This is a genomic window from Reyranella sp. (genome assembly GCF_030651995.1).
Lineage (GTDB): Bacteria > Pseudomonadota > Alphaproteobacteria > Reyranellales > Reyranellaceae > Reyranella.
Genome location: NZ_JAUSBN010000035.1, coordinates 1 through 25,867, shown reverse-complemented (window position 1 = coordinate 25,867; position 25,867 = coordinate 1). Strand labels below are relative to the sequence as shown.

Below are 25,867 nucleotides of genomic sequence, written 5' to 3'. Positions count from 1 at the left end.
GAAATGGAACGCGATCGACGATGTACGGTTGCCCGCGCATGCGGCCGAACGATGTCGCTGCAGCGGGCGAACCGAGGCGCCGGAGCAACGTTAGGGGCCCTCCCGCATTAACCTTGGACATTCGCGAAAAGGAGTGTCCCCCGTGAAGCTCGTCCTGCCTGTTGCTGCCGTACTTGTCACCATCTCGTCGATTGCGGTGGCACAGATGCCGCCGACCACCGGATCCTCGACGACGCCGGCGGTACCGCCGGCCGGGATGCCCGGCAGTGCGCCCCAGACAGCCACCTCGGCACGGACGCAGATCGAGGCCAGCGGGTATACGAACATCAAGGATCTCAAGCGCAGGGACGACGGCTCCTGGCAGGCCATCGCCACCAAGAACGATGCCGAGGAGGCCGTAACCGTCGACACTTCCGGTAACGTCACCCAAACCCGATAAGGGTCAGATCTCCGTACCCGCTCCATGAACATGGAGGGGTATTTGCGTCGATTAAGCAATATTGCGTGTGCTATCGTCGGCCCATGTCAGTCTTGATTCTCGGGCTCGCGCTCTTCCTCGGCATTCATATCCTTACGACCCTGCGTGCGACGCGGGCAGCCGTCATCGGCCGTCTTGGCGAAGGGGGCTACAAGGGGCTGTATTCCCTGGTCGCAGCAACCGGGCTGATCCTGATTTTCATCGGCTTCGGGAGTTACCGCCGCGCAGGCTACATCGAGGTATGGAACCCACCCTATTCGTTTTTCCATCCCATCGCGCTGTTTCTGCTTTGGTTCGCATTCGTCGCCCTGACGGCGGCCTACGCGCCGGCCAGTCGGATCAAGTCAGTGCTGCGGCATCCGATGCTCGTGGCCGTGAAGGTCTGGGCGCTTTCCCATCTCCTGGTAAACGGCGACCTGGGCTCCATGCTGCTGTTCGGTAGCCTGCTTGCTTGGGCCATTTACGATCGGATTGCCCTGAAACGCAGAGGAGATACCGGCGCCTCGCCCGTAGGCTGGTCGATCAACGATCTCCTGGTTGTGGGACTTGGGACAGTGGCCTACGTCGCCATGTTCTGGTTGCACGAGAGTTTGATCGGCGTTACCGCCGCGTAGGTTTTGAGCTCGCTGGTCCATTTGCATCGCTCATGATAGGTTGCCGCGCCAGTTCTCCCCCTGAAAGCCATTGAAAACCCAGTGATCGTAGACGCACTGTTTCCGACCTATCGCTTCGACAAGGTCGATACCGACGATTTCGTGGTCATCGACCAATGGTCTTATGCGTTGGCCGCATTCAGCGGTCCGCTGTTCGTACTTTCGAAACGGCTCTACTTCCTGGCCCTCATCGACCTGCTCGCGATGATCGCCATTGTCGGCGGAACCATCTTCGGGCTCACCGTCATCGTCCAGCTGTTCGGCTCCTCGCTGGAGGGCATGCTTCTCCTGCTCGTTACCGTGGTTGGCGGCTTTTCGCTGAACGGCATCGTGGCGGTGCGCCTGGTTTGCCACGGCTACCTGCAGAGGGGCTGGCGCCTCGGCTACTAGTGATGATGGTGGTAACCGTGATGGTGGCCGCCGCCGAACCGGTCGATATGTAGCGGCTGCTTGGCGAGCCCTGGGCAGAACGTGTTCACCACCTTCTCGAGCTTGTCGTAGAGCGCCTTGGCCGGCTTGCGACCCCGCTCCAGCCGCTCGCGGGCCTTCTCCGCCAGACGTGCGAGCTGCGCCATGTCGACGTTCAGCAGTTTGCGATCCTCGAGGATCATGCGGCCGCCGACCATCACGGAGTGCACAGCCGATCCGTCCTCGGTATGCACGATCTGGTTCGTCGGGTCGTTGAACGGGATCCAGTTGATGTGCCCGAGGTCCAGAAACACGATGTCGGCCTTGTAGCCGGCCTCCAGCTTGCCGATCTTGTCGCCGAGCCCCAGCGCCCGGGCGCTGCCCGCCGTCGCGGCGTGCAGCACTTCCTCGGTCGTGATCCACTCGCGGTTGTCCGGGCCCTGCACCTTCGACACCATCGAGGCCAGCCGCATGTTCTCGTACATGTTCTGGTTGTCCGAACAGCTCGCGCCGTCGGTGCCGATGCCGACATTCACCTTGGCATCCAGCATGCCGCGCATGTCGGCGATCCCGTTGCCCAGCACCATGTTCGAGCCCGGATTGTGCGACACGGAGGCACCCTTGTCGCCCAGCAGCTTCATGTCATCGCCGTCGAGCCAGACGCCGTGCGCCACGGTGAACTTCGGCCCGACGAGGCCCAGCGAGTCCATGTAGGCCGTGAGCGACGTGCCGTAGAGCCGGTAGCCCGCGACGACCTGGACCTTCGACTCGGATACATGGGTATGGAGACCGGTATCGTAGTCCTTCGCGAGCTTCAGGCAGGCCAGCAGGAACTCCCGACTGCAGTGATGCGGGATCGTGGGCGCGACGGCCAGATGCACGCCCTGGCGGTCGAGCTTCCAGCCATGCAGAGCCTTCTTCATCTGCTTCACGCTCGCCTTGTAGGGCGAGAATTGATAGGCCTCGACCTGCTTCTGCAACGATGGCGGCAGCTGGTCCATGAGCCCGGGAATGGCCTGGAAGAAGCTGGTGTCGGCCACCATCGGCGCCAGCATCGCGCGCATGCCGACATCGGCATAGGCCTGCCCGATCGCGGCGAGGCCCTCGGCCGTCGGCATGGGAAACTCGGCCGCCAGATCGTAGGCCGCCGTGCAGCCCTTCATCACCATCTCGGCCGCGCCGATCAGGCTCGACAGGTACTTGTCCTCGAGTGTGCGGGCGCCGCTCATGTAGGGGCTGGCGGTCAGCAGCAACTCCAGCGTCACGCGGTCGACCATGCCCTTTGCGAGATTCCCGTGGCTGTGGGTATGGCCGTTGATCAGGCCGGGATGCAGCAGCTTGCCCCGGGCGTCGATCACGATGGCGGACTCCGGTGCCGACACCTTGGTGCCGACCTCCACGATCGTGTCGCCGTTCACGAGGATATCGGCCTTGGGCGCGGTATGCCCCTTGATGTCGACCACGCGGCCGCCACGGACAACGGTCATCGAGGCTTTCGGCGCTTTCGCCATGTCACACTCTCCCCTTGCGCGGCCGGTCAGGCTCCCGGCGTCGTATTGCTGCTGGACCACGGGAAGAAGACCCGTTCGGCGACCACCACGATCTGGAACAGAACGACGCCCATCACCGACAGGATGATAAGCGCCCCGAATGCCACAGGCACCTTGAAGAATGCCGTCGAGGTCTGGATCAGGAAGCCCAGTCCGGCGTCGGCGTTGACGAACTCCGCGACCACCGCGCCGACGACCGCGAGCGAGATCGCCACCTTGAGGCCCGCGAAAATGAACGGAATCGCATAAGGCAGCCTGATACGCAGCAGCTCGCTGAGCTTCGAAGCGCGACAGGCGCGGCTGAGTTCGATCAGCTCCGGCGGCACGGACAGCAGTCCTGTCGCAATCGAGATGACCAGCGGGAAGAACGCCACCAGCACGGTAATGACGATGCGCGGCAGCTCGTTGGTCCCGAGCAGAACGACCAGGATGGGCGCCAGCGCCACCTTGGGGATCGATTGAGTCCAGACGAGGAACGGATAGACCGCCGCCGCGATGGCCGGCGACGCGGTCAAAATCACCGCCAGCGGCAGGCTGATCAGGATCGACACCACGAAGCCCAGCATGACGGTCTTGAAGGTCGCTGCGGTGTGTCCGGCCACGGTGGAACCGATGGCCATCGTGTCAATCCAGATGTCGCTCGGCGCCGGCAGCAGGTACCCCGGAATGGCGAAGGCGCGACAGGCGCCTTCCCACAGCAGGAACAGGCAGGCGGTGGCAATCAGCGGCAGCACCACCTCGTAGAGCGCGGCGCTTTTCTTCCTGCGGCGGGGCGGCTTCTGCCGCTCCTCAAGCGGCGGCGCGGCCTGGACCGACATGGCGTGTTCCAAATATGAGTTGGCGGATGCGCTGGCTGGCTTCGTGGAATTCCGGCGTGGCCTCGGTCTCGAAGCTGCGCGGGCGCGGCAGACCGATCTCGATGATCTCGGCGATTCGGCCAGGCCGCGGCGACATAACGACCACGCGGTCGGCCAGCACCACGGCCTCCGTGATCGAATGCGTGACGAACAGGACGGTCTTGGGCCGCTCGCTCCAGATGCGCAGCAGCTCCATGGTCATCTCCTCGCGCGTCAGCGCGTCGAGTGCCCCGAAGGGCTCATCCATCAGCAGGATGTCCGGATCGTGCACCAGGGCGCGGCAGATGGCGACCCGCTGCTGCATGCCGCCCGACAGCTCGCGCGGCGACTTTCCCTCGAAGCCTGTGAGGCCCACCAGCTTGAGCAATGCCATCGCCTTGTCGGTGCTGGTCGAGTCGATGCGGTGCATCATGCGCAAGGGGAACAGCACATTGTCCAGCACACTGGCCCACGGCAGCAGGGTCGGCGCCTGGAAGACGATGCCCGTCTCCGCCCGCGGCTCGGTAATTTCTTCTCCCCCGATCGAGGCCCGTCCTGCTGTTGGCAGGATCAGCCCGGCCACGATGCGCAGAAGGGTGGACTTGCCGCAGCCCGAGGGGCCCACCAGGGTGATGAACTCGTTGCGGCCGATCTCCAGCGACACGTCCTGCAGCGCCGTGACCTGATCTCCGTCACGGCTGTTGAAGATGCGCGTGACCCGGTTGATTGAGATCACTTCGGATCCCCTACTTCGTGACCTTGCTCGTGTCGATCGCGGTCTTGTAGTCGAAGCCGGGCTTCAGCTCGTTGGCCGTGGCGATGGTCTCCCACGAGAACTTGAGCCGGTCCGGGCTCTCCTTGCCCCAGCCGAACTCCTTGCTGTGGTCGTTGAAGACGAACTTCATCACCGCCTTGACACTGCCCATGCAGTCGTCCAGCTCGACCTCGGGAAAGCGAGTGACGTGCAGCTTGCAGGCTTCCTCGGGATTTGCCGCGGTCCATTCGAAGGCCTCCTTGGTGGCGGCCAGGAAGCGCTTCACCAGATCCGGCTTGTCCTGGATCATCTTGTCGGTGGTGATGAGACCCGCAGCGTAGATCTTGAAGCCGACCTCGACGAAGGGCAGCGGCAGGATTTCCTGACCCGCCTTCACCGCCGCCTTGTTGATGTAATAGTAGTGAATCGAATAGAACGGCGCCGCGTCGATGTTCTTGGCGATCAGCTGAGCCGCCATCGCGGCTCCGTCCATGTTCGTCCAGATCAGCTTGTTGGGATCAGTGCCCGCCTTCTTGGCGACTTCGGGGAAGTAGAAGCGGTGGCTGTTGCCCGGCGTGATGCCGATCTTCTTGCCTTCCAGCCCCTTGAAGCTGGTGATGCCTGAACTCTTGAGCACGAACAGCGAATGCGGCGATTCGTTATAGAGTACGGCGATCATCTTGACCGGCACGTTGGTCCGGGCCCGCGCCGTCATGACGGCCGAGATATCGGCAACGCCGAAATCCGCCGCACCCGCAGCGACCTTGGTGACGGTGTCGCCCGAGCCGTAGCCGCGCGTGATGGTGATGTCGATGCCGTGCTTGGCGTAGATGCCCTTGCTCCAGGCGCCGTAGTACATCGCGTGCTCGCCCGACGGGATCCAGTCGGTCTGGAAGCGGACCTTGTCCTGTGCGAGCGCCGGCCCGCCAAGCAGGAACGTAAAGGCAAGCGCCGCCAGTCCTGTGCGTCGGCGAAACGATGATGACTGCATATGTGCCTCCCCCTGACCTGTCGTACACAACGAAGGAAGCAATATCGGTGCCAGCTCCTTATCGCTAAGCGAGCCAACCCAGGGTCGCCGCGACCAGGACGGCGTAACGCGCGGTCTTGCCGATGCCGACCAGCAGGACGAACGGCAGAAGGGGCGTCCGGAGCGCGCCGGCGACCACGGTGAGCGCATCGCCACCGAACGGCAGCCAGGCGAGCAGCAAGGACCATACGCCCCAGCGGGCATACCAGCGCTCGACCCGTTCATAGTCGTGCGGCTTCACGGGAAACCAGGACCGGTCGCGGAACCGCTCGATAACGCGCCCGAGTACCCAGTTGACCACCGAGCCCAGCGTGTTTCCGAGTGACGCCGCGAACAGCAGGGTCTGCCAATGCGTCGGCTCGGCCATCAGCAGGCCGACCAGCACCAGCTCGGACTGGAATGGAAATACCGTCGCCGCCAGGAAGGCGGCGGCAAACAGTCCGGCGTGGCCGAGGATGAGAGAGCCTGGATCCATCGACCTTCACTTACAGGAGTGGATAGGTAATGGCGCAGCCAATATGCGGATCGAGGCAATGGTCTCGGAACGTCATGCAACACCTCCGGAGCCACACCCAACCGGCCTGCGGATTGCCGGAGCGCACTCCTCCTGGCGGGGCGCTCCGTTCGGATGCCCGGCTCCTCGGAGCCCGCGTTTCCGAGGTGCCATGTCAGGTCGATAGCCGCTACGATGCGGCGCTCTCCCCAAATGGCGAAGAAAGAAGCTGCATGCGCACAGTCAAGGACGTCACCTTCGATCTGCTCCGCAAGCTCGGTCTCACGACCGTCGTCGGCAACCCCGGCTCGACGGAAGAGACCTTCCTCAAGAATTTCCCCAGTGACTTCGACTATGTGATGGCCCTTCAGGAGGCGAGCGTCGTCGGCATTGCCGACGGGATCGCCCAGGGCCTCCGCAAGCCGGTCATCGTGAACGTTCATACCGGCGCCGGCATGGGCAATGCGCTGGGCTGCATCGTCACGGCCTACCAGAACAAGACCCCGCTGATCATCACCGCCGGGCAGCAGACGCGCGAGATGCTCCTGCTGGAACCGCTGCTCACGAACATCGATGCCGCGAACCTGCCGCGGCCGTGGGTGAAGTGGGCCTACGAGCCTGCACGCGCCGAGGATATTCCTGCGGCCTTCATGCGCGCCTATGCTACGGCCATGCAGCAGCCGTCCGGTCCGGTCTTCCTGTCCCTGCCGCTCGACGACTGGGACAGGCCCATGCCGGAGATCGACGTCTTCCGCACGATCGCCACGCGAATGGGACCAGATCCGGCCCGGGTCACCGAATTCGCCGAGCGCATCAACGCCGCGAAGTCGCCCGTTATCGTCTATGGATCGGACCTGGCCCGCAGCCAGGCCTGGAACGAAGGCATCCGTTTCGCCGAGACGCTGGGCGTTCCCGTGTGGACGGCGCCCTTCGCCGAGCGAACCCCTTTCCCGGAAACGCACCGCCAACATGCCGGCGCGCTGCCCGCGGCCATCGGGCCGCTGGGCAGGAAGTTCGAAGGCCACGATCTGGTGATCGTCATCGGCGCGCCCGTGTTCCGCTACTATCCCTATGTCGGCGGCGACTACGTTCCCAAGGGCACGCACCTTCTGCAGGTGACGGATGATCCCAACATGTCGTCCAAGGCGCCGGTTGGCGACAGCCTGGTGTCGGACGCGCGGCTGTTCCTCGAGGCGATCCAGCCCCTGGTCAAGAAACGCGCTTCTTCCACTGCCGCGCCGTTGCGCGCGGCTCCGAAGCAGCCCGACATGGAGGCGCAGCCCCTGGCGGGAGACGCCATCATGGCCGCGGTGCGCGACGCCTGTCCGTCCGACTACGTCCTGGTCGAAGAAGCGCCGTCGGTCGTGACCGACATGCAGGACCAGTTCCGCATCGACAAGCCCGACTGCTTCTACACCTTCGCCTCTGGCGGTCTCGGCTGGGACATGCCGGCGGCGGTCGGTCTTGCGCTGGCCGAGCGCAGCAGCGGCCGCAATCGCCCCGTCATCGCCCTGATGGGCGACGGCTCCTTCCAGTATTCGGTCCAGGCGCTCTACACGGCGGTGCAGCAGAAGGCGCACGTCGTCTTCGTCGTCCTGCAGAACCATGAGTACGCCATCCTGAAATCCTTCGCCGAGCTCGAGGAGACGCCGAACGTACCGGGCCTCGACCTGCCGGGGATCGACCTGGAAGCGCTGGCGAAGGGCTATGGCGCGCCCGCGAGACTGGCCAGGACCGGCGCGGAGGTCACGGCCGCCATCGCCGAGGCCATCGCCCGGCCTGGTGCCAGCGTGATCGTCGTGCCGCTCACGCGGAAGCGTCACTCCCTGCTTTGAGGGCCGCCGCCGCTGAGCCTGTGACCGGCGCGTGATCGGCCATAGGCAAAGTAGATCACCAGGCCGATCGCGATCCAGAGGACCAGTCGCGCCCAGGTCACCGGTGCCAGGCCGGCCATCAAGCCGAGGCAGGACAGGATGCCGAGCATCGGGACCAGGGGCACGGCCGGTACCCGGAACGGACGGGCGGCATGCGGCTCCAGACGACGAAGTCGCACCACGGACGCGCACACCATCAGGAACGAGAACAGCGTGCCGACGCCGACCAGCTCACTCAGCATCTCGATCGGCGCCACGGCGGCAATTGCGGCCACGATCACGCCGATCAGGATCTGACTCAGCCAGGGCGTCTTCAGCCTGGGATGGACGCGACTGAACAGCGACGGCATCAGCCCGTCATGCGCCATGGTCGCGAATATCCGGCCCTGCCCATAGAGCAGCACGAGGATCGCCGTCGTGATTCCGATCAGCGCTCCGAGCTGAATCAGCGCGGCGAACCAGCCGATCCCCATGCGATCGACCGCCAGCCCGACTGGCGCCGCCACGTTCAGCTCAGGGAAGGGCACGACACCGACGAGCACGCCCGCCACCAGGATATACAGGATCGTCGAGACCACGAGCGCGCCCAGGATGCCGATCGGCATGTCGCGCTGCGGCCGCCGTGCTTCCTGCGCGCAATTCGAGACGGCGTCGAAGCCGATGTAAGTGAAGAACACGACCGAAGCGCCGTGCAGGACACCGCTCCAGCCGAAGGTCCCGAAGGTCCCGGTGTTCGGCGGCACGAACGGCTGCCAGTTCGCGACCGAGACATGGCCGATCCCGAAGCCGATGAACGCCAGGATGACGGTCAGCTTGATCGCCACCATGAGATTGTTGAGGCGCGCCGACTCGCGCGTGCCTTGGACGAGCAGAACGGTAAGCAGCGCCACGATCGCCGCGGCCGGCAGATTGGCGATCGCAGTCGCGGTGGTACCGTCGGCGAGTTGGACCGCCTGCCCGGTCGAGGACGACAGCCGGGGTGGTATGGCGAGACCGATGGAGGCCAGCGTGCCGTTGAAGTAGCCCGACCATCCGACGGCCACCGCTGCCGCACCGATCGAGTATTCGAGAATGAGGTTCCAGCCGACCAGCCAGGCCGCAAGCTGGCCCAGGCTCGCATAGGTGTAGGTGTAGGTACTGCCCGATACGGGCATCAGCGTCGCCAGCTCGGCATAACAGAGCGCGACGAAGGCACAGGCAATGCCCGCCAGCACGAAGGACACGACGACGGCGGGTCCGGCATAGAGGGCGGCCGCGCTACCGGTCAGGACGAAGATGCCAGCGCCGATGATGGCGCCGATGCCCATGAAGACGATGCTGATCGGACCCAGAACCTTGGGCAGAGGCGCGGCATGGGCGGCCGACGCCAGGATATCGGAAAGCAACTTGCGCGACGCCGCGCCCTTGATCTTCATTCGGTCTCCCCGCCCCCTCTTAGCAAGACCGGGGTGGCCACCCTATATAAACCGCATGCGCTCCACCCTGCTCACCTTCGTCTTCGCTATGGCCCTGGTCGCCGCGGCGGACACGGCCTTCGGCCAACTCGTGCCGGGATCGATCGGCAATGGCGGCCGCATGCCCGACACCATGTCGCCGGGTGCCTTGCCGCCTCCTCCCGTCGCGCCGCCCGCGCCGGTCATGGCGCCGCCGGCGCCCCAGCCCAACACCTATTCGCTGCAGCGCGACCGGCTGGAGAACCAGGGTTACAGGGTTCAGCGGCTGGAACAGGAGAATGACGGATCCTGGCGGGCCAGGGTGACGCGCGATCCCGTGCCGACCCGGCCGCAGGGCGTACCGAAGCGGGTCACGATCCATCCGAACGGGCAGATCGTCGAGGAATACTAGGCGGCTTCCCGCTCCGGGAATGTTCCAAGCCGATGTCGGTTCGGGCTGCCATCGCCCGTCCTTGGGACAGACACATCGGAGCAGGACCATGAGAAAGATCGTTGCCGGCGCCTTCGTCAGCCTGGACGGGATCATGCAGGCGCCAGGCGGGCCCGAGGAGGATCCCACAGGTGGTTTCGGACATGGTGGCTGGACTGTGCCTTATTGGGACGAGCCGATGGGCCAGTTCATGGACGAATGCTTCTCGCAGCCCTTCGACCTGCTGCTCGGCCGCAAGACCTACGAAATCTTCGCGGCACACTGGCCGTTCGTCGGTGAGGACGATCCCATCGGCAAGGCCTTCAGCAAGGTGACCAAGTACGTCGCCACATCCTCGACCGCCCCGCTCTCCTGGAAAAACTCCGTCGCCCTGAAGGGCGACGCCGCCGCCGCGGTCTCCAGGCTGAAGCAGGGAGATGGGCCGATGCTGCTGACCCAGGGCAGCAGCGTCCTTCTGCAGACCCTGCTCGCTCACGACCTGATCGACGAGTTCCGCCTGCTCACCTTCCCGCTCGTCCTCGGACGCGGCAAGAGGCTGTTCGGACAGGGCACAAAGGCTGGCGCGCTCAAGCTGGCCGAGAGCAGCCTCTCGACCACGGGCGTCACGATGAGCGTCTACACGCGGGCGGGCGCCGTGAAGACCGGCACCTTCGAATTGCCGCAGACCTCGGGAGCCGAGTTGGCCCGGCGCGAGCGGACGAAGCGGGAGGACTGAGAGGCTATTTCGCCGTCTTGATGTTCGCGTCCTTGATGACTTTCGCCCATTTGGGGATGTCGGCGGCAATGGCGGCCCGGGTCTCTTCCGGCGTGCTGCCCACGAGGTCGAGGCCCATGGCGGTGAACTTCTTCTCCATCTCGCGATCGGCCAGCACCTTCAGCGACTCCGCCCGCACCTTGTCCACGATCGGCTTGGGCAGGTTGGCCGGCCCGAGCAGCGCAAACCACGACGTCGCCTCGAAGCCCGGAAAGCCCTGCTCGGCGAGCGTCGGCAGGTCCGGGGCACTGGGCGTGCGCTTCAGCGACGTGACGGCAATGCCGCGCACGCGCCCATCCCGCACCAGCGGCATTGCCGCGCCGGCGTTCTGGATGCCGACCTGGACGACACCGCTCATGAGGTCGGCCATGTTGGCACCACGGTACGGGATATGTTCCATCTTGATACCGGCCAGAAAGCAGAACAGCTCGCCCGCGATGTGCTGCGGCGTACCGACACCCGGCGTGCCGTAGGAGAGCTTGCCCGGATTGGCCTTGGCGTAGGCGATCAGCTCGGGGATCGATTTCACGGGCAGGTCGTTGTTCACCATGAACAGCGACGGCATGGCCAGCGACGTCGAAATCGGGGTGAGGTCCTTCAGCGGATCGAACGGCAGGGCCTGCATCGACGGCAGGATCGTGATGGCGGCGTTCCCCGACCACATCAGCGTGTATCCATCGGGGGCCGCCTTGGCGACCCGGTCGACGCCGATCGCCCCTGAATTGCCGGCAACGTTCTCGACGATCACCGGTTGGCCCCAGGCCTCCGAGAATTTCTGTGCAAACATGCGCGCCGTGACATCCGTCGAACTGCCGGCTGTGAAGCCGACGACGATTTTCACCGGCTTGTCCGGCCAGTTGGCTTGGGCGAAGGCCGGTTGCGCAAGAGCCAGGGCAAGCAAGCACGCCAAGGCGGTCCGGATAGTGCAAAACATGATGAAATCCTCCCGGTATGCGGTCTTTGCCGCCTCGCCTGCAGGTTATGGAGCTTGCAGGGCATCCGCAACCACCTCTTAGAATAAGGTGGACATCTGCGACTTTTTGCGCCTCGACTGTAGATACATTGCGGTGCATTAGCCTGTAAATTGGAAGCGAGCTGTAAGCTGCCGGTGCAACAGCTAGATATTGTATTGGAGGACTGATTGGCACTTTCTCATCCCGTAGACACTCATGTCGGAAGCCGGCTGCGGCAGCGGCGCGCCCTCCTCGGCATGAGCCAGACGGACCTCGGCAACGCTGTCGGGCTGACCTTCCAGCAGGTCCAGAAGTACGAGCGCGGCTTCAACCGCATCAGCTCGAGCCGCCTGTTCGAGTTCTCCAAGGTCCTCGACGTGCCCGTGGCCCACTTCTTCGAAGGCATGGACCCGGCAAGCGGCGGCGCCAAGCGTAAGCCCGGCCGTCCCAAGGCTACCGAAAAGTCTGCCGGTGGTGATCTCAACACCAAGCGCGAGACGCTCGAGCTGGTGCGCGCCTACTACAAGATCCGCAGCAAGAGTCTCCGGGCCAAGACGCTCGACCTGATCGAGGCCCTCGCCCGCGATTGAGAGCATCGGGAAGCGTTCACCCTCGGTCCGCGCCGACGGAAGGTCGTTCGCTCATTCCGGCCGGGTATTGTGATAATGCCTCATCCTTTGGCTTTAGCCGCCACTCTGCTGGTCGCGTCCGTGCTGGCCGCCTGCAATGATGGGCCGGCCCTGAAGGCCCCGTCCCCCGACGCCCCCATGTCGACGGCCCGGTATCTGTGCCAGCAGAACAAGACCATCGTCGCGGACTTCTACGACGGCAAGTCGAGCGTCGGCCCCGACGGGCGGCCCCTTCCCGGCGGCCGGGTCGTCGTGCAATTGAGCGATGGGCGCAAGTTCAGCCTGCCACAGACCCTCTCGGGCTCGGGAATCCGCTATGCCGATTCGAGCGGCACCTTCGTCTTCTGGAGCAAGGGCGATACCGCCTTCGTCGAGGAAGGCTCCAGCCAGACGGTGACCTACCGCGACTGCGTGCAGAGGCGCTGAGGCTACGACGTCAGCGCCGACCGGCCAGCGCGCGATTTTCCAGCCGGCTCAGCAGTCGAACGAGCGGCCAGAGCAGCAGGAAATAGATCACCGCCGCCATGACGATCGGAGTCGGGTTGTAGGTGATGCTTTGCGCCTGCCGAGCCTCGTAGAGCAGCTCGGGCACGGCGACGACCGAGCCCAGCGACGTGAGCTTGACCACTTCCAGCGTGTTGGACAGCAGGTCGGGCATCACGTTGCGCACCGCCTGGGGCAGCACGACGTAGCGCATCGCCTGCATCCGGGTAAGACCGGTGGAGCGCGCCGCCTCGACCTGCCCCGCCGGGACCGAGTCGATGCCCGCACGGAAGATCTCGCCGTAATAGGAGCCCGTATTCAGGAAGAAGGCGATGGCCACGCAGGCGAAGCCGCCCAGCTCGAGGCCGGCGAACGGAAGACCTGCGAACAACAGGACCAGCAGCACAAGCGGCGGGAAGGCCCGGAAGAAATCAACCCAGGCCATCAGCGGCCAGCGCACGAGAGGATGCCTGATCGAGGCCAGCAGCGCCAGGATCAGGCCGCCGAGCAGACCGAGCGGCACCACGATCAGCGACAGCAGGATCGTGTTCCACAGGCCCGTCAGCACGATGGGCCAGGCCGCCTTCATGATCTCGATGTTGAAGAAGGCCTCGATCATCGCTTCCACGCGAACTTGGTCTCGATCCAGCGCGCCGCGACGACGACCGGCAGGAACAGGACGACGTAGGCCGCTGCGCCCATCATCAGCGGCGAGGGATTGTAGGAATTGGACATCGCCGAGCTTGCCTGTCCGAGGATCTCGGTCACGGCCACGACGGTGCCGAGCGCCGTTCCCTTGGTGATGGCGATGGTGCGGTTGGTCAGCGGCGGGATCGTGAGCCGGAAGGCCTGCGGCAACACGACGTTGAACAGGGTCTGGCCGAACGAGAGGCCGGTCGAGCGCGAGGCCTCCCACTGGCCCTTCGGGATCGAGGTGATGCCGGCCCAGAAGATCTCCTCGGAGAAGGCCATCAGCACGAAGGCGAGCGACAGCCAGGTCGAGACGAAGCCGGAGGGCGCCGGCCCGGCATAGGGCAGGCCGAAATACATCAGGACGATGATGACCAGCGGCGGCAACGAGCGGAACAGGTCGACGACGAAGATGATCAGCCAGTTCAGCGGCCGGATGGCCAGGCTGCGCAGCAGCGCCAGCGCGAGGCCGGCCGCCAGGCCGGTGACGACGATCAGCAGCGCGAGTTCGATGGTCACCACCATGCCGGACAGGATGTCCGGCAGGTACTTCCACATCACCTTCGCATTGAAGAAGGTCTCTACGAACTTGTCCCAGCCGCTCATGCCACGCGGCCCTCAGTGCCGCTGGATCTGGCCGATGAAGGCGCGCGTCCGTTCGTGGGTCGGATTCTCGAAGATCGCCGCGGGCGGCCCCTGCTCCACGATCAGCCCGTCGTCCATGAACACGACCCGATCTGCCGCGTTGCGCGCGAAGCCCATCTCGTGGCTGACCACGATCATGGTCATGCCGCTCTCACGCAGGCCGCGCATCACCTCGAGCACCGACCCGACCAGTTCGGGGTCGAGCGCGCTGGTCGGCTCGTCGAACAGCATCACGCGTGGTTCGAGCGCGATCGAACGGGCTATGGCGACGCGCTGCTGCTGGCCGCCGGAAAGCTGGCCCGGCGTGTGGTCGGCACGGTCGGCAAGGCCCACGCGCTCCAGCGCCGCCCGGCCCAGCACCTCGGCCTCGGCACGCGCCTTGCCGGCCACATTGCGCAGCGCCAGCGTCACGTTGCCCAGCGCCGTCATGTGCGGATAGAGATTGAACGACTGGAACACCATGCCGATGCGGCGACGGGCATGGTTGATGTCGGTCTTCGGGTTCAGCATGTCGATGCCGTCGACCATGATCGAGCCGGAGGACGGGTCCTCCAGCCGGTTGAGGCAGCGCAGCAGGGTCGACTTGCCCGAGCCCGACGGCCCGATGATGAAGACCAGCTCGCGCTCGTCCACCTTCAGATCGACACCCTTCAGGACGTGAAGGGTGCCGAAATGCTTGTGGATCGCGCGCGCATCGACGATGTGATTCGTTGCCATAAGTCTAGCCCGTCGCCTCGATCGAAGGCGACGACAACGTCAGTTGCACTTCAGCTCATGCGGCGTCGGATCGTAGCCTGGCATGCCCGGCACGCCGTAGCCCGGCGTGACCACGACCGCGAGATCGTCGGCCGCCGGCTTCTTGTTGAACCACTTCTCGTAGAACTTCGCCATCGTGCCGTCCTTCTTCATGCAGTCGAGCGCATCCTGCAGCTCGGCGCGAAGCTCAGGCTTGTCCTTCGGCACGGGTGCGGCCCAGTGGGCGCGCGTTTCGGCGAGCTCCAGGTCGGCGATGAACTGCGGGTTCTTGGACGCCGCGTAGACGATGGTCGTGTTGCCGCCGAGCGTGGCGTAGGCGCGGCCGGAGAGCACGGCCTGGGTGGCGTCGGGCTGCGTGTCGTAGACCTGCACGGTGAAGCCGTGCTCCTCGCCCATCTTCTTGGCCAGCGTTTCGTAGGGCGTGCCCTTGTTGACCGACACGGCCTTGCCTTTCAGGTCGGCCCAGCTCTTGATCGGCGCGCTGCCCTTCTTGATGCCGAACTGGAACGCGGTCCACAGATAGCCTGCGGTGAACAGCATGTTCTCGGCACGCTCCTTGGTCACCGTCGTCGGCGCGGCGATGAAGTCGTAGCGGCCCGACTGCATGCCGGGGATCAGGGTCGAGAAGCTCACGGCATCGATCGTGATGTCCCGCTTCATGCGCTTGGCCGCCTCGGTGAAGACGTCGATCTGGAAGCCCTCGACGCCGCCGCCCAGCTTCGGCATCGCGTGCGGCGCAAAGGTGCCATCCACACCCGTACGCAGGGGCGGCTTCTTGTCCTGGGCAAGCGCGGGACTCGCGACCAGCAGGACCGCGACGGCCAGCGCGGCAAAGCGACGATGCATCATTTTCGTTGGTTCCCTTCCCATGAAATCCCCAAGCCACGACGTTAGATCAGGCGTTGTCCAATAGCAATTTAGGGGCCATCTTGCGGCCCATGTCCGACCGCATCCTCGTGATCAATCCCAACTCCACCGAAGCCGTGACCCGCGGCATCGACACTGCCATGGACCCGCTGCGCATGCAGGGGGGGCCGGCCATCGAGTGCGTCACGTTGACGGACGGTCCGCCCGGCATCGAGAACCAGGGCCATGTCGAGCAGGTTGTTCCCCTGATCGGCGCCATGGTCAAGAAGCGCGACACCGACTGCTCGGCTTTCGTCATCGCCTGCTATTCCGATCCCGGCCTGCATGCCGCGCGCGAACTCACGACCAAGCCGGTGCTCGGGATTGCCGAGTGCGGCATCCTGACCGCCCTCACCCTCGGCCAGCGCTTCGGCGTGATCTCGATCCTCCGGAAGTCGATCCCCCGCCATCTGCGCTATGTCGGCCAGATGGGCCTCAACGACCGCATGGCCGGCGACCGCGCGATCGGCCTCGGCGTTGTGGAACTCGCCGACGAGGCCCGCACCTTCAGCCGCATGGCCGAAGTCGCCGCCGAACTGCGCGACGAGGATGGCGCAGACGTGCTTGTGATGGGCTGTGCCGGAATGGCGCGCTACCGCGACCGCCTGCAGCGCCATGTCGGCCTGCCCGTGGTCGAGCCCAGCCAGGCCGCCGTCGCGATGGCGATCGGGCGTTCCCGGCTGAACTGGTCCTGAGCTATTCGGCAGCGGCCTTGACGACCGGCGCCGCCGGGAACTCCATGCGGTCGTTGGTGCGGCAGTAGCGGTCGGCGAACATGCGGCCCACCGGATGGTACTTGTCCATGTAGACGCGCTTGGCCTTGTCGTCCCATAATTCGTCGCGAATGTGGAAGCGCAGCCCCTCGCCGATCACGAGCTGGCGATCGTCCTTCACGTTGATGACCTGCCAGGTCTTGCATTCCATCGCCCACGGCGCATCGGCCAGACGCGGCGTCTTGATGTCGACCGAGGGCGCAAGCTTCAGGCCGAGATAGTCGGGCTCGCCGACGTTGGGCGGAAAGTCGCCGCTGGATTCGTGCATCTTGAGCGCCAGCGGCTCATCGGTCAGGTTGACCACGAACTCACCGGTGCGCTCGATGTTGCTCCAGGTGTCCTTGATGCGCCCGTCCGGCCGCTTGTTGATCGCGAACATACAGAGCGGCGGATCTTCGGCGAATACGTTGAAGAAGCTGAACGGCGCCGCATTCACCGTGCCCGTCGGCCCCACGGTCGTCACCCAGGCGATCGGTCGCGGCAGCACGAAGGCCGTCAGCACCTTGTAGCGCTCGTGCGGAGTCAGGTCGTCGGAAGCGTATTGCATCTGTCTGTCCTCAGTTCGACGGTTCGAGCTTCACGCCGGTGCGCTCGCTGATGAGCTTGTAGTGCTCCGGGCGGCGGTGCTTGGCGAAGTTGAAGGTGGTGTTGCGGATATACTCGCCGAGGCCGAGATCGCAATCGTAGGAGATCACCTCGTCGTCCTCGGTCGTGCCCTTGGCCACGATCTCGCCGGTCGGCGCGACGATCACCGAACCGCCATGCAGCCAGAAACCGTCTTCCTTGCCGGCCTTGGCCGTGGCCACGACCCAGATGCCGTTCTGGTAGGCAGCTGCCTGCAGCGACAGCATATGATGGAACACACGCAGGTACGGCGGCTCGTGCGGCGCGTAGACATTGTCGCTCGGCGTGTTGTAGCCCAGCACCACCATCTCTGCGCCCTTCAGCGCCATGACGCGGAACGTCTCGGGCCAGCGGCGGTCGTTGCAGATGCACTGGCCGACGATCACCTCGTCCTTGAACATCTTCCAGACGTTGAAGCCGAGATTGCCGACCTCGAAGTACTTCTTCTCAAGATGCTGGTAGGGCACCGTCGGCCTGTGCTCGTCATGGCCGGGCAGATGCACCTTGCGGTACTTGCCGATCAGGCGGCCGTCCGGCCCGACCAGGATCGAGGTGTTGAAATGATGCGTCGATCCCTCTTCCTCGGTCCGCTCGGCGTAGCCCAGGTAGAAGCCGATCCCCTTCTCCCGCGCCAGTTCGAACAGCGGCAGCGTGTCCGGGCTCGGCATCTGGCTCTCGAAGTACTTCTCGACCTCGTTGGGATCCTCCATCCAGTAGCGCGGGAAGAAGGTCGTCAGCGCGAGCTCCGGGAACACGATGAACTTGGAACCGCGGCTGTCGGCCTCCTTCAACATCTCGATCATGCGCTTGACCACGCTCGCCCGGCTGTCGGCGAGATGGATGGGACCCAGCTGGGCGGAAGATACTTTCAGGCGGCGGGACATTATCGGCTCTCGGCTTAAGTGAAAGTAAGGTTGTCATCCTGAGCGCAGCGAAGGACCTTTGCGTACCTCTCGAAAGGTCCCTCGCTCCGCTCGGGATGACAAGGTGCGGGTAGCAACATCACATCAAAACAACGGCTTCAGGCCGAAGCGCGACATGGCCTGCAGTTCGGGCGCGCTCTGCCCGATCGGCTTCGACGAATCGGGTGAAGCGCAGGGCAGGAACTGACCGGAGCCGCGCTCGGCGTTCAGCTTGCCGTCCTCGACGACCACACGGCCGCGGCTCACCACGGTGATCGGCCAGCCCTTGATCTGGCGCCCCTCGTAGGGCGTGTAGCCGACATTGTCGTGCAGGTCCTTCCAGGTGACGGTCACGTCCTTGTCGGCATCCCAGATCGCGAAGTCGGCGTCGGAGCCGACGGCAATGGTGCCCTTCTTCGGGTAGAGGCCATAGAGCTTGGCATGGTTGGCCGAGGTCAGCGCCACGAACTGCTGCAGGGTGATGCGTCCCTTCTGGACGCCTTCCGAGAACAGCATCGGCAGCCGGATCTCGATCCCGGGCACGCCGTTGGCCATCTCCTTGAAGGTCGTCTTGTCGCCCTTGGGGATCTTGCCGCCGGCATTGAACTGGTACGGCGCATGGTCCGACGAGAAGGTCTGGAACGTGCCGTCCTTCAGCGCCGCCCATACGGCTTCCTGTGCCGCCGAATCGCGCGGCGGCGGGCTGCAGCACCACATGGCGCCCTCGACGCCGGGCTTGTCCATGTCGTCGGCGGTCAGCGCGATGTACTGCGGGCAGGTCTCGCCGAAGATCTTCAGGCCCTTCTTCTGCGCCTGGCGCAAGGTCTCGATCGCCTCGATCTCCGACATGTGGACCAGCAGCAGCGGGGCATCGACCAGCCGCGCCAGCGAGATCGCGCGGTTGGTCGCCTCGGCTTCGGCCAGGCGGGCATGGGCGATGGCGTGGAACTTCGGCGCACCATGGCCCTGGTCGACCAGATGATGCGCCAGCCACTGGATCATGTCGTGGTTCTCGGCATGGACCATGACCAGCGCACCGTCGCGCCGCGCCACGGAGAGGATGTCGAGGATCTGGTAGTCGCTGACCTTCATCGCATCGTAGGTCATGTAGATCTTGAACGAGGTATAGCCGTCCTTGATCAGCGCCGGCAGCTCCTGCCCCAGTGCCTGCGGCGTCGGATCGGTCACGATCAGGTGGAAGGCGTAGTCGATCACCGCCTTCGGCGTCGCGGCCTCGTGATACTCGTTGACCACCTGCCGCAGCGACATGCCGCGATGCTGGGCAGCAAAGGGAATGATCGTCGTGGTGCCACCGAAGGCGGCGGAGACCGTGCCAGTATAGAAGTCGTCGGCACACATCACGCCCATGCCGGATTTCTGTTCGATGTGGCAGTGGCTGTCGACACCGCCCGGCAGGACAAACTTGCCGCCGGCATCGATCTCGCGCGTGCCCGTGCCCTTCAGGTCCGGCCCAATCTCGACCACCTGGCCATCCTTGACGGCGATGTCGCCTTCGGCCTGCCGCTCGGCGGTGACGATGCGGGCGTTGCGAACGATCAGATCGTAATCAGCCATGTCCCTACTCCGCCGCCTTGGCGAGACGGCCGGTGGCCGCCAGTCGCCGGTCGAGGCGTGCAATCATTCCATCGAGTTCCGTCCTGTCCGCCGCCGTCAGCGACGACCCGGGCGCGCGCTGCTTGGGGCTCTTGATGGCGCCACGCCGGAACAGCACCTCCTTGCGCAGCGCCAGGCCTATCGCCGGCTGCACCTCGTGGCGCACCAGCGGCAGATAGATGTCGAACAGGTCCTCGGCCTCGTCCGGCCTGCCGCCAGCGAAGAGGTCATAGACCTGCACCAGCATTTCGGGCCAGGCGAAGCCCGTCATCGCACCGTCGGCGCCGCGGCGCATCTCCTGCGGATAGTAGAGTCCGCCATTACCGACGAGGATCGACACGCGACGCCGGCCGGGCTTCTTTTCGCCCTCGCGGACCTTGGTGAGCTTGGCCAGGCCGGGCGCATCCTCGTGCTTCAGCATCACGAGCTGCGGAAAGTCGTCGACCAGCCGCTCGAACACGCTGACCGGCAGGTAGACGCCGGTGGTCTGCGGATAATCCTGGTAGACGACCGGGATGTGCGGACCCAGCGCCTGGAAGACCTGCGCATAGTAATTGTAGAGGCCCTCGTCGCCCTTGAGTCCGGGCGGCGGCGCCACCATCACACCCGCCGCGCCGGCCATCATCGCCTCGTGCGAGAGGCGCCGGACGTTCTCGAGACCGGCATGACTCACGCCCACGATCACCTGCCGGCCCTGGGCCCGGCCGATCACGCGGTTGACCACGGAGATCGATTCGTCGGCCGTCAGCTTGTGCGCCTCGCCCATCATGCCGAGCAGCGTGAATCCATGTACGCCGCAGCCCAAATAAAAATCGGTCAGGGAGTCGACGCTCTGCAAGTCGACCGCGCCCTCGTCGGTAAAGGGCGTCGCGGCGATGATGTAAACGCCCTTGGCCTGCTCGTTCAGCTTACCTGATGACATCGTCGACGCTCCCCGGCGCGGTTCTTGCAACGCCCCCAGTATGAGGTTGCAGCGATCATGCCACTCGCCGGGCGCTTGTCGAGCGTCACGGCGGCGGCAAGCGTTCTTACCCGAAGAGGGGCAGGTGTCGAAGTAAATGGCGCGGCATATCGCTCATCGATTGATGATTTCGTTTCCGGTCCTGCTGGGGGTGTTGCTCATCGGCTTCCTGCTGCTGCAGGTCGTGCCTACGGATCCGGCAACGGTGGTCGCAGGGCCGACCGCGACCAAGGCGGAAGTCGACGCCATCCGCGACGACCTTGGACTGAACCAGCCGCTCTGGATTCAGTTCGGCCGCTATCTCGGCCGCGTGTTCCAGCTCGACCTCGGCCGCTCCATGATCTCCAACCGCGCCGTCGTCGACGAAATCGCCCTGACCCTCTGGCCCACCGTCGAATTGATGCTGGCCTGCCTCGTCTGGGCGGTGCCGCTCGGCATCACGCTGGGCACGCTTGCGGCACGGCGCCGTGGCACGGCCATCGACCGCGCCATCATGGCGCTCTCGGTCATGGGCGTGTCGGTGCCGATCTTCTGGGTAGGTCTGCTCCTGATCCAGTATGTCGGAGGCGCCGGCCTGCTGCCGTTCCAGGGCCGCAACGGCCCGATCTGGACCGCCGACGGAGCCCTGAGCATCATCCTGCCAGCCGTGACCCTGGGCTCCGTCTTCGTCGGGCCGGTCGCGCGGATGACGCGTACGTCATTGCTGGAGACTCTGGGCGCCGACTACGTGCGAACCGCCCGCGCCAAGGGCGCCTCGGACTGGCGGGTCACGATCCGTCACGCGCTGCGTAACGCCATGATCCCCGTGGTTACGCTGGTGGGGCTGCAGATCGGCTTCCTGCTAGGCGGCTCGATCGTCACCGAGACCATGTTCGCCTGGCCGGGTGTCGGACGCATGGCCGTGGGAGCGATCACGTCGAGCGACTTCCCGCTGGCGCAGGGCGCGATCCTGATTCTCGCCGTCGGCTTCATGGCGATCAACCTGCTGGTCGACGTCCTCTACGCCTATCTCGACCCCCGGATCGCCCGCGGATGACCGACACCGCCCTTCCCCTGCAGAGCCAGGCCGACCAGCGTGCCATTGCCGCGATCCGGCGCAAGAACGCCGTGTGGCGGCGCATCCTGAGCGACCCGCCGGCGGCGATCGCCGCCCTCTTCCTCATCGTGATCGTCGGTGCGGCCCTCCTCGCGCCCTGGATCGCGCCATTCGATCCCTACGCGTCCAACATGCGGATGCGTCTCTGCCCGATCGGCGGCGCGCGCTGCCCGGATTTCCTGCTGGGTGCCGACAACCAGGGCCGAGATATGGTCACTCGCATCCTGTTCGGCCTGCGTGCCACGTTGGGAATCGGCATCATTGCCGTCGTGGTCGGCGGCGGACTGGGCGCCCTGATCGGGCTCAGCGCCGCCTACTTCAGACGCCTCGACCAGCCGCTGATGCGCCTGGTCGACGTGCTGCTGTCCTTCCCCTCGATCCTGTTCGGCCTCGCCATCGCGGCGGTGATGGGCACCGGCCTCTTCTCTCTCGTCGTCGCGCTGAGCATCGCCTCGGTCCCGTCGATCGCCCGTATCGCCCGCGGGGCCGCGCAGTCGATCATGCAGCAGGAATACATGGAGGCCGGCCGCGCCGTGGGCCTCGGCGACGGCGCCCTGATCTGGCGGTATCTCGCCCTCAACTGCTGGCCGACCATCCTGATCTACATGACCCTCCAGCTCGGGCAGGCGATCCTTTTGGGCGCGGCCCTCTCGTTCCTCGGCCTCGGGGCGCAGCCGCCGACCGCCGAACTGGGCAGCATGGCCGCCGACGGCCGCAAGTTCCTGTCGATCGCGCCGCACGTCTCGACCCTTCCCTGCGCGGCGATCTTCCTCGTGGTGCTCGCATTCAATGTGCTGGGTGACGCACTACGCGACGCCCTCGATCCGAAGTTGAGGCAGTGACGTGAAACAGCAGGAGGTGTGGGCATGAAGAAGTTGACGGCGGCGGCACTGGCCGCGGTGGCCGTGGCGGGCGTTGCGGCGCCGGCGATGGCGCAGAAGAATGTGACGATCGTGCGCGAGATCGACACCGATCGCTACGATCCGCACAAGTCGACCGCCCGGTCGGGCGCCGAGGTCATCTACATGATGGGCGACACGATGGTGAACCTCGACTTCGACATGAAGACGCTGAAGCCGGGCCTCGCCAAGAGCTGGACGGTCTCGCCCGACGGTCTCACCTACACGTTCAAGCTCCGGGACGACGTCACCTTTTGCAGCGGCAAGAAGATGACGGCGAAGGACGTGGTCGCCACCTACGAGCGCTGGCTCGATCCCGAGACCAAGGGTCTCGTGAAATGGCGCATGGGCGACGTCGACAAGGTGACCGCGCCGGACGACGTCACGGTCGAGTACAAGCTGAAGAAGCCGTTCTCCGAGCTGCTCTACCAGATGACGCAGTACTTCCACACCGTCCTGAACGTAGACCAGGTCAAGCAGCTCGGCGCCGATTTCGGCGTGAAGGGCTTCGACGGCACCGGCCCCTACTGCTTCGAGAGCTGGACACCGCGCGACTCGACGGTGCTGAGCAAGCACAAGGGCTACAAGTGGGGGCCGCCGATCTACGACTCCACCGAGGCGCAGGTCGACAAGGTGATCTGGAAGGTGGTGCCTGAGGAGAACACCCGCGTCACCGCGCTGCAGGCCGGCCAGGCCGATGCCAGCCAGTACGTCCCCTACTGGTCGATCAAGGAACTGCAGGCCAACAAGAACCTCTCGGTGACCAAGGCCGAGAACTTCTTCTGGACCTACTTCATCGGCTTCAAGGTCGACAAGGAACTGGTCAACGACGTGCGCGTGCGCCAGGCGATGAACCTCGCGGTCGACCAGAAGGCGATCACCGAGGCCGTGACCTTCGGCTTCGCCGAACCGGCCTCGACGATGCTGATGCCCAACGTCCTCGACTTCAACGCCAAGCTGAACAAGGCGGCCTACGGCGAGAACCTCAAGGAAGCCGAGAAGCTTCTCGACGAGGCCGGCTGGAAGAAGGGCCCGGACGGCTTCCGCTACAAGGACGGCAAGAAGCTGGCGCCGCTCATCTACGGCATCTCGGGTGCCTTCAAGGAGATCGCCGAGGCCGTGCAGGGCGACCTGCGCAAGGTCGGCGTCGACCTGCAGATCCAGCTCTTCGACTCCACGGTGGCGTGGGGCAAGCTCGCGACGCAGGAATTCGACGCGTTCGGCATGAGCTTCCCCTATGTCAGTGCCGGCGACGCGATGAACCTCTACTTCCGGTCGACCAATGCGCCCACGCCGAACCGCATGAACTGGAAGGACAAGGAAACCGACGAGCTGCTCGACAAGGGATCGACCGCGCTCGACGAGGCCACGCGCACGGCCTCGTACCAGGCGGTACAGCAGAAGGTGCACGATGCCTTCGTCTGGATCCCGCTGTTCCACGAGCCTTTGTTCGTCGTGGCAGGCTCCAAGCTGAAGCCGATCAAGGCGCACGGCAACTATGGCTGCGGCCTCTACAAGGGCCTGGGCCTCGCCTACAAATAGCCAGCAGACAGCAAGCAACCGGAGCGAAGCGCTTATGAAGACGACCAAGATCGCCGGCCTCGACCACGTCGTTGCGTGGGACGAGGCCGAGGGGCGGCACGTCTATCTCGAAAATGCCGATCTCGTATTCAAGGGCAACGAGATCGCCCATGTCGGACCGGGCTACACGGGCCCGGTCGACACGACCATCGACGGCAAGGGGATGATGGCCATCCCCGGCTTGGTCAACGTGCACAGCCATCCCTTCTCGGAGCCCGCCAACAAGGGACTTACGGAGGAGTATGGCAGCGACAAGCTCGGCCAGAGCTCGCTCTACGAATATCTGACGGTGTTCGGGCTCAATCCCGAGGATGCCGGCCCCTCCTCCAAGGTCGCGGTCTCGGAGCTGCTGAAGAGCGGCGTGACGACCATCACCGATCTGTCGATGGCGCGCCCGGGCTGGGCGGACGACCTCGCCTCGACCGGCATTCGCGCCGTCGTCTGTCCGATGATGCGCCAGGGCGTCTGGTACACGAAGAACGGCCACACGGTTGAGTATGCCTGGGACGAGAAGGCCGGCGAGAAGGCCTTCGAAGCCTCGATGGCAACGCTCGACGAGGCGGCAAAGCATCCCAGCGGCCGCCTCTCCGGCATGGTCGGCCCGGCGCAGATCGACACCTGCCGCGAGGGCTTCTTCAAGGAGGCCCTGCAGGAAGCCAGGCGCCGCGGCCTGCCGATGCAGACCCATGCCTGCCAGGCCGTCGTCGAATTCCACGAGATGGTTCATCGCCACGGCAAAACGCCCATCGAATGGCTCGACTCGATCGGGGTGCTGGGGCCCGACCTCATCATCGGCCACGGCATCTTCCTGAACGATCACCCGCAGATCCACTATCCGCACGCCAACGACTTCGAGCGGCTGCGCGACTCCGGTGCCTCGGTGGCGCATTGCCCGACTGTCTTCGCGCGGCGCGGCATGGTGATGAACTCGATCGGCCGCTACATGGATGCGGGCATCACGGTCGGCATCGGCACCGACACCTTCCCGCACAACATGCTCGATGAGATGCGGCTGGTCTGCTACCTCGCCCGCGCCATCACCATGAACTACAAGATGGGCACGACGCGGCACGCCTTCGAGGCGGCCACGATCGGCGGCGCCAAAATGCTGCGCCGGCCCGACATCGGCCGGCTGGCGCCGGGCTGCAAGGCCGACTTCTCGCTGGTCGACATGAGCCATCCCTACATGCAGCCCGCGCACGAGCCCGTGCGCAGCCTGATCTACTCGGCCGGCGACCGCGCCATCCGGCACGTCTATGTCGACGGCACGCAGGTGGTGAAGGACGGCCAGGTCCTGACGGTCGATGTCGAGGCGGCGACCGCGGGCCTGATCGAAGGCCAGCGCAAGCGGCTCGAAACGGTGAGCCAGCGCGACTGGGCCGGCCGCACCGCCGACCAACTCGCGCCCCCGGTCTACGGCACGCGCGATCGGCTGCCGCAGTCGCGGCCGGTGACGTGACAGCAATGAAGCTCGACCAACTCATACTCCTCTCCCCCGCTGGCTATCGCATTCACACATCGTAGTTGCGTCGAGTAAGGCGGTTCGATTCTCTGTCCGAAGCACAGCGGGCGGAGAATTGGATGTCGGGTATGGAGTACGGTCTGGGCGGTTTCGGCGACCGGCGGCTGCAAAAAGGGGGG

Annotated in this window: 28 protein-coding genes; 13 read left to right on the top strand and 15 right to left on the bottom strand. The window is 65.1% G+C overall.

Annotation, left to right across the window (positions count from 1 at the left end):
* Positions 1-142 precede the first annotated feature (142 nt).
* The 3 genes from Q7V45_RS09245 to Q7V45_RS09235 all read left to right on the top strand — a co-directional run bounded on the left by Q7V45_RS09245 (position 143) and on the right by Q7V45_RS09235 (position 1,521).
* The gene (locus Q7V45_RS09245; protein ID WP_304850498.1) at positions 143-439 is read left to right on the top strand and encodes a hypothetical protein; all 297 of its coding nucleotides are present in this window, start codon (positions 143-145) and stop codon (positions 437-439) included.
* A gap of 83 nt (positions 440-522) precedes the next feature.
* On the top strand, positions 523-1,092 hold the full coding sequence (locus tag Q7V45_RS09240; protein ID WP_304850495.1) for an NnrU family protein: 570 nt from the start codon (positions 523-525) through the stop codon (positions 1,090-1,092).
* Between the two features lie 81 nt (positions 1,093-1,173).
* Positions 1,174-1,521 carry a hypothetical protein gene (locus Q7V45_RS09235; RefSeq protein WP_304850492.1) on the top strand — a complete coding sequence of 116 codons (348 nt, stop codon included), beginning with the start codon at positions 1,174-1,176 and terminating at the stop codon, positions 1,519-1,521.
* On the opposite strand, the gene Q7V45_RS09230 is transcribed toward Q7V45_RS09235, so the two are convergent.
* From Q7V45_RS09230 to Q7V45_RS09210, 5 genes are all read right to left on the bottom strand, one after another.
* A complete protein-coding gene (locus Q7V45_RS09230; protein WP_304850489.1) occupies positions 1,518-3,050 on the bottom strand; it encodes an amidohydrolase family protein in 1,533 nt (510 codons plus the stop codon). The two genes, Q7V45_RS09235 and Q7V45_RS09230, sit on opposite strands and share 4 nt — an antisense overlap.
* A 26-nt stretch (positions 3,051-3,076) precedes the next feature.
* Positions 3,077-3,907 (bottom strand): ABC transporter permease, encoded by an 831-nt coding sequence (locus Q7V45_RS09225; RefSeq protein ID WP_304850486.1) that lies wholly within the window; start codon positions 3,905-3,907, stop codon positions 3,077-3,079.
* Positions 3,879-4,661: an ABC transporter ATP-binding protein gene (locus Q7V45_RS09220; RefSeq protein ID WP_304850483.1), complete on the bottom strand. Its 783-nt coding sequence runs from the start codon at positions 4,659-4,661 to the stop codon at positions 3,879-3,881. The genes Q7V45_RS09225 and Q7V45_RS09220 overlap by 29 nt, the downstream gene beginning before the upstream one ends.
* Positions 4,662-4,671: 10 nt before the next feature.
* Complete coding sequence (locus Q7V45_RS09215) at positions 4,672-5,670, bottom strand: ABC transporter substrate-binding protein (protein WP_304850480.1); 999 nt, start codon at positions 5,668-5,670, stop codon at positions 4,672-4,674.
* A 64-nt stretch (positions 5,671-5,734) separates the two neighbouring features.
* On the bottom strand, positions 5,735-6,184 hold the full coding sequence (locus Q7V45_RS09210; protein ID WP_304850477.1) for a YqaA family protein: 450 nt from the start codon (positions 6,182-6,184) through the stop codon (positions 5,735-5,737).
* A 251-nt stretch (positions 6,185-6,435) separates the two neighbouring features.
* On the opposite strand from Q7V45_RS09210, the gene mdlC reads away from it, so the two are divergent.
* On the top strand, positions 6,436-8,037 hold the full coding sequence (gene mdlC, locus Q7V45_RS09205) for a benzoylformate decarboxylase (protein ID WP_304850474.1): 1,602 nt from the start codon (positions 6,436-6,438) through the stop codon (positions 8,035-8,037).
* Here the strand turns inward: mdlC and Q7V45_RS09200 are convergent.
* Positions 8,022-9,491, bottom strand: coding sequence for an amino acid permease (locus Q7V45_RS09200; protein WP_304850471.1), 1,470 nt, complete (start codon positions 9,489-9,491; stop codon positions 8,022-8,024). The two genes, mdlC and Q7V45_RS09200, sit on opposite strands and share 16 nt — an antisense overlap.
* Before the next feature lie 55 nt (positions 9,492-9,546).
* On the opposite strand from Q7V45_RS09200, the gene Q7V45_RS09195 reads away from it, so the two are divergent.
* Together Q7V45_RS09195 and Q7V45_RS09190 are read left to right on the top strand one after the other, a co-directional pair.
* A complete protein-coding gene (locus Q7V45_RS09195) occupies positions 9,547-9,921 on the top strand; it encodes a hypothetical protein (protein ID WP_304850468.1) in 375 nt (124 codons plus the stop codon).
* 88 nt (positions 9,922-10,009) lie between these two features.
* On the top strand, positions 10,010-10,675 hold the full coding sequence (locus Q7V45_RS09190) for a dihydrofolate reductase family protein (protein ID WP_304850465.1): 666 nt from the start codon (positions 10,010-10,012) through the stop codon (positions 10,673-10,675).
* Between the two features lie 4 nt (positions 10,676-10,679).
* Here Q7V45_RS09190 and Q7V45_RS09185 read toward each other — a convergent pair whose 3' ends face one another.
* Positions 10,680-11,555, bottom strand: coding sequence for a tripartite tricarboxylate transporter substrate binding protein (locus Q7V45_RS09185; RefSeq protein ID WP_304850462.1), 876 nt, complete (start codon positions 11,553-11,555; stop codon positions 10,680-10,682).
* Between the two features lie 300 nt (positions 11,556-11,855).
* Between Q7V45_RS09185 and Q7V45_RS09180 the strand changes: the two genes are divergently transcribed.
* Together Q7V45_RS09180 and Q7V45_RS09175 are read left to right on the top strand one after the other, a co-directional pair.
* Entirely contained in the window at positions 11,856-12,257 is a 402-nt protein-coding gene (locus Q7V45_RS09180; protein ID WP_304850459.1) for a helix-turn-helix domain-containing protein, read from the top strand.
* Between the two features lie 177 nt (positions 12,258-12,434).
* A complete protein-coding gene (locus Q7V45_RS09175; RefSeq protein ID WP_304850456.1) occupies positions 12,435-12,722 on the top strand; it encodes an MliC family protein in 288 nt (95 codons plus the stop codon).
* A 10-nt stretch (positions 12,723-12,732) separates the two neighbouring features.
* Here Q7V45_RS09175 and Q7V45_RS09170 read toward each other — a convergent pair whose 3' ends face one another.
* From Q7V45_RS09170 to Q7V45_RS09155, 4 genes are read right to left on the bottom strand one after another with little or no spacing between them, the layout of a single operon-like run.
* The gene (locus Q7V45_RS09170) at positions 12,733-13,398 is read right to left on the bottom strand and encodes an amino acid ABC transporter permease (RefSeq protein WP_304851039.1); all 666 of its coding nucleotides are present in this window, start codon (positions 13,396-13,398) and stop codon (positions 12,733-12,735) included.
* Positions 13,395-14,075, bottom strand: coding sequence for an amino acid ABC transporter permease (locus tag Q7V45_RS09165; protein WP_304850453.1), 681 nt, complete (start codon positions 14,073-14,075; stop codon positions 13,395-13,397). The genes Q7V45_RS09170 and Q7V45_RS09165 overlap by 4 nt, the downstream gene beginning before the upstream one ends.
* Positions 14,076-14,087: 12 nt before the next feature.
* A complete protein-coding gene (locus Q7V45_RS09160) occupies positions 14,088-14,831 on the bottom strand; it encodes an amino acid ABC transporter ATP-binding protein (RefSeq protein ID WP_304850450.1) in 744 nt (247 codons plus the stop codon).
* 39 nt (positions 14,832-14,870) lie between these two features.
* Positions 14,871-15,719 carry a transporter substrate-binding domain-containing protein gene (locus Q7V45_RS09155; protein ID WP_304850447.1) on the bottom strand — a complete coding sequence of 283 codons (849 nt, stop codon included), beginning with the start codon at positions 15,717-15,719 and terminating at the stop codon, positions 14,871-14,873.
* An 89-nt stretch (positions 15,720-15,808) separates the two neighbouring features.
* Here Q7V45_RS09155 and Q7V45_RS09150 point away from each other — a divergent pair, with 89 nt between their 5' ends.
* Positions 15,809-16,471: an aspartate/glutamate racemase family protein gene (locus Q7V45_RS09150; protein WP_304850444.1), complete on the top strand. Its 663-nt coding sequence runs from the start codon at positions 15,809-15,811 to the stop codon at positions 16,469-16,471.
* A 1-nt stretch (position 16,472) separates the two neighbouring features.
* Here Q7V45_RS09150 and Q7V45_RS09145 read toward each other — a convergent pair whose 3' ends face one another.
* The 4 genes from Q7V45_RS09145 to Q7V45_RS09130 all read right to left on the bottom strand — a co-directional run bounded on the left by Q7V45_RS09145 (position 16,473) and on the right by Q7V45_RS09130 (position 20,611).
* Positions 16,473-17,096 carry a flavin reductase family protein gene (locus tag Q7V45_RS09145; RefSeq protein WP_304850442.1) on the bottom strand — a complete coding sequence of 208 codons (624 nt, stop codon included), beginning with the start codon at positions 17,094-17,096 and terminating at the stop codon, positions 16,473-16,475.
* 10 nt (positions 17,097-17,106) lie between these two features.
* Positions 17,107-18,057, bottom strand: coding sequence for an N-carbamoyl-D-amino-acid hydrolase (locus tag Q7V45_RS09140; RefSeq protein WP_304850439.1), 951 nt, complete (start codon positions 18,055-18,057; stop codon positions 17,107-17,109).
* A gap of 123 nt (positions 18,058-18,180) precedes the next feature.
* The gene (gene hydA, locus Q7V45_RS09135; protein ID WP_304850434.1) at positions 18,181-19,650 is read right to left on the bottom strand and encodes a dihydropyrimidinase; all 1,470 of its coding nucleotides are present in this window, start codon (positions 19,648-19,650) and stop codon (positions 18,181-18,183) included.
* A gap of 4 nt (positions 19,651-19,654) precedes the next feature.
* Positions 19,655-20,611, bottom strand: a complete 957-nt coding sequence (locus Q7V45_RS09130) for a dihydrodipicolinate synthase family protein (protein ID WP_304850430.1) — start codon at positions 20,609-20,611, stop codon at positions 19,655-19,657.
* 136 nt (positions 20,612-20,747) lie between these two features.
* On the opposite strand from Q7V45_RS09130, the gene Q7V45_RS09125 reads away from it, so the two are divergent.
* The 4 genes from Q7V45_RS09125 to Q7V45_RS09110 are packed head-to-tail and all read left to right on the top strand — an operon-like array spanning position 20,748 to position 25,685.
* Positions 20,748-21,686 (top strand): ABC transporter permease, encoded by a 939-nt coding sequence (locus Q7V45_RS09125; RefSeq protein ID WP_304850427.1) that lies wholly within the window; start codon positions 20,748-20,750, stop codon positions 21,684-21,686.
* On the top strand, positions 21,683-22,588 hold the full coding sequence (locus tag Q7V45_RS09120) for an ABC transporter permease (RefSeq protein WP_304850424.1): 906 nt from the start codon (positions 21,683-21,685) through the stop codon (positions 22,586-22,588). The genes Q7V45_RS09125 and Q7V45_RS09120 overlap by 4 nt, the downstream gene beginning before the upstream one ends.
* A gap of 24 nt (positions 22,589-22,612) precedes the next feature.
* Positions 22,613-24,187, top strand: coding sequence for an ABC transporter substrate-binding protein (locus Q7V45_RS09115; protein ID WP_304850421.1), 1,575 nt, complete (start codon positions 22,613-22,615; stop codon positions 24,185-24,187).
* 34 nt (positions 24,188-24,221) lie between these two features.
* Positions 24,222-25,685 (top strand): amidohydrolase family protein, encoded by a 1,464-nt coding sequence (locus tag Q7V45_RS09110; protein ID WP_304850418.1) that lies wholly within the window; start codon positions 24,222-24,224, stop codon positions 25,683-25,685.
* Positions 25,686-25,867: the final 182 nt, after the last annotated feature.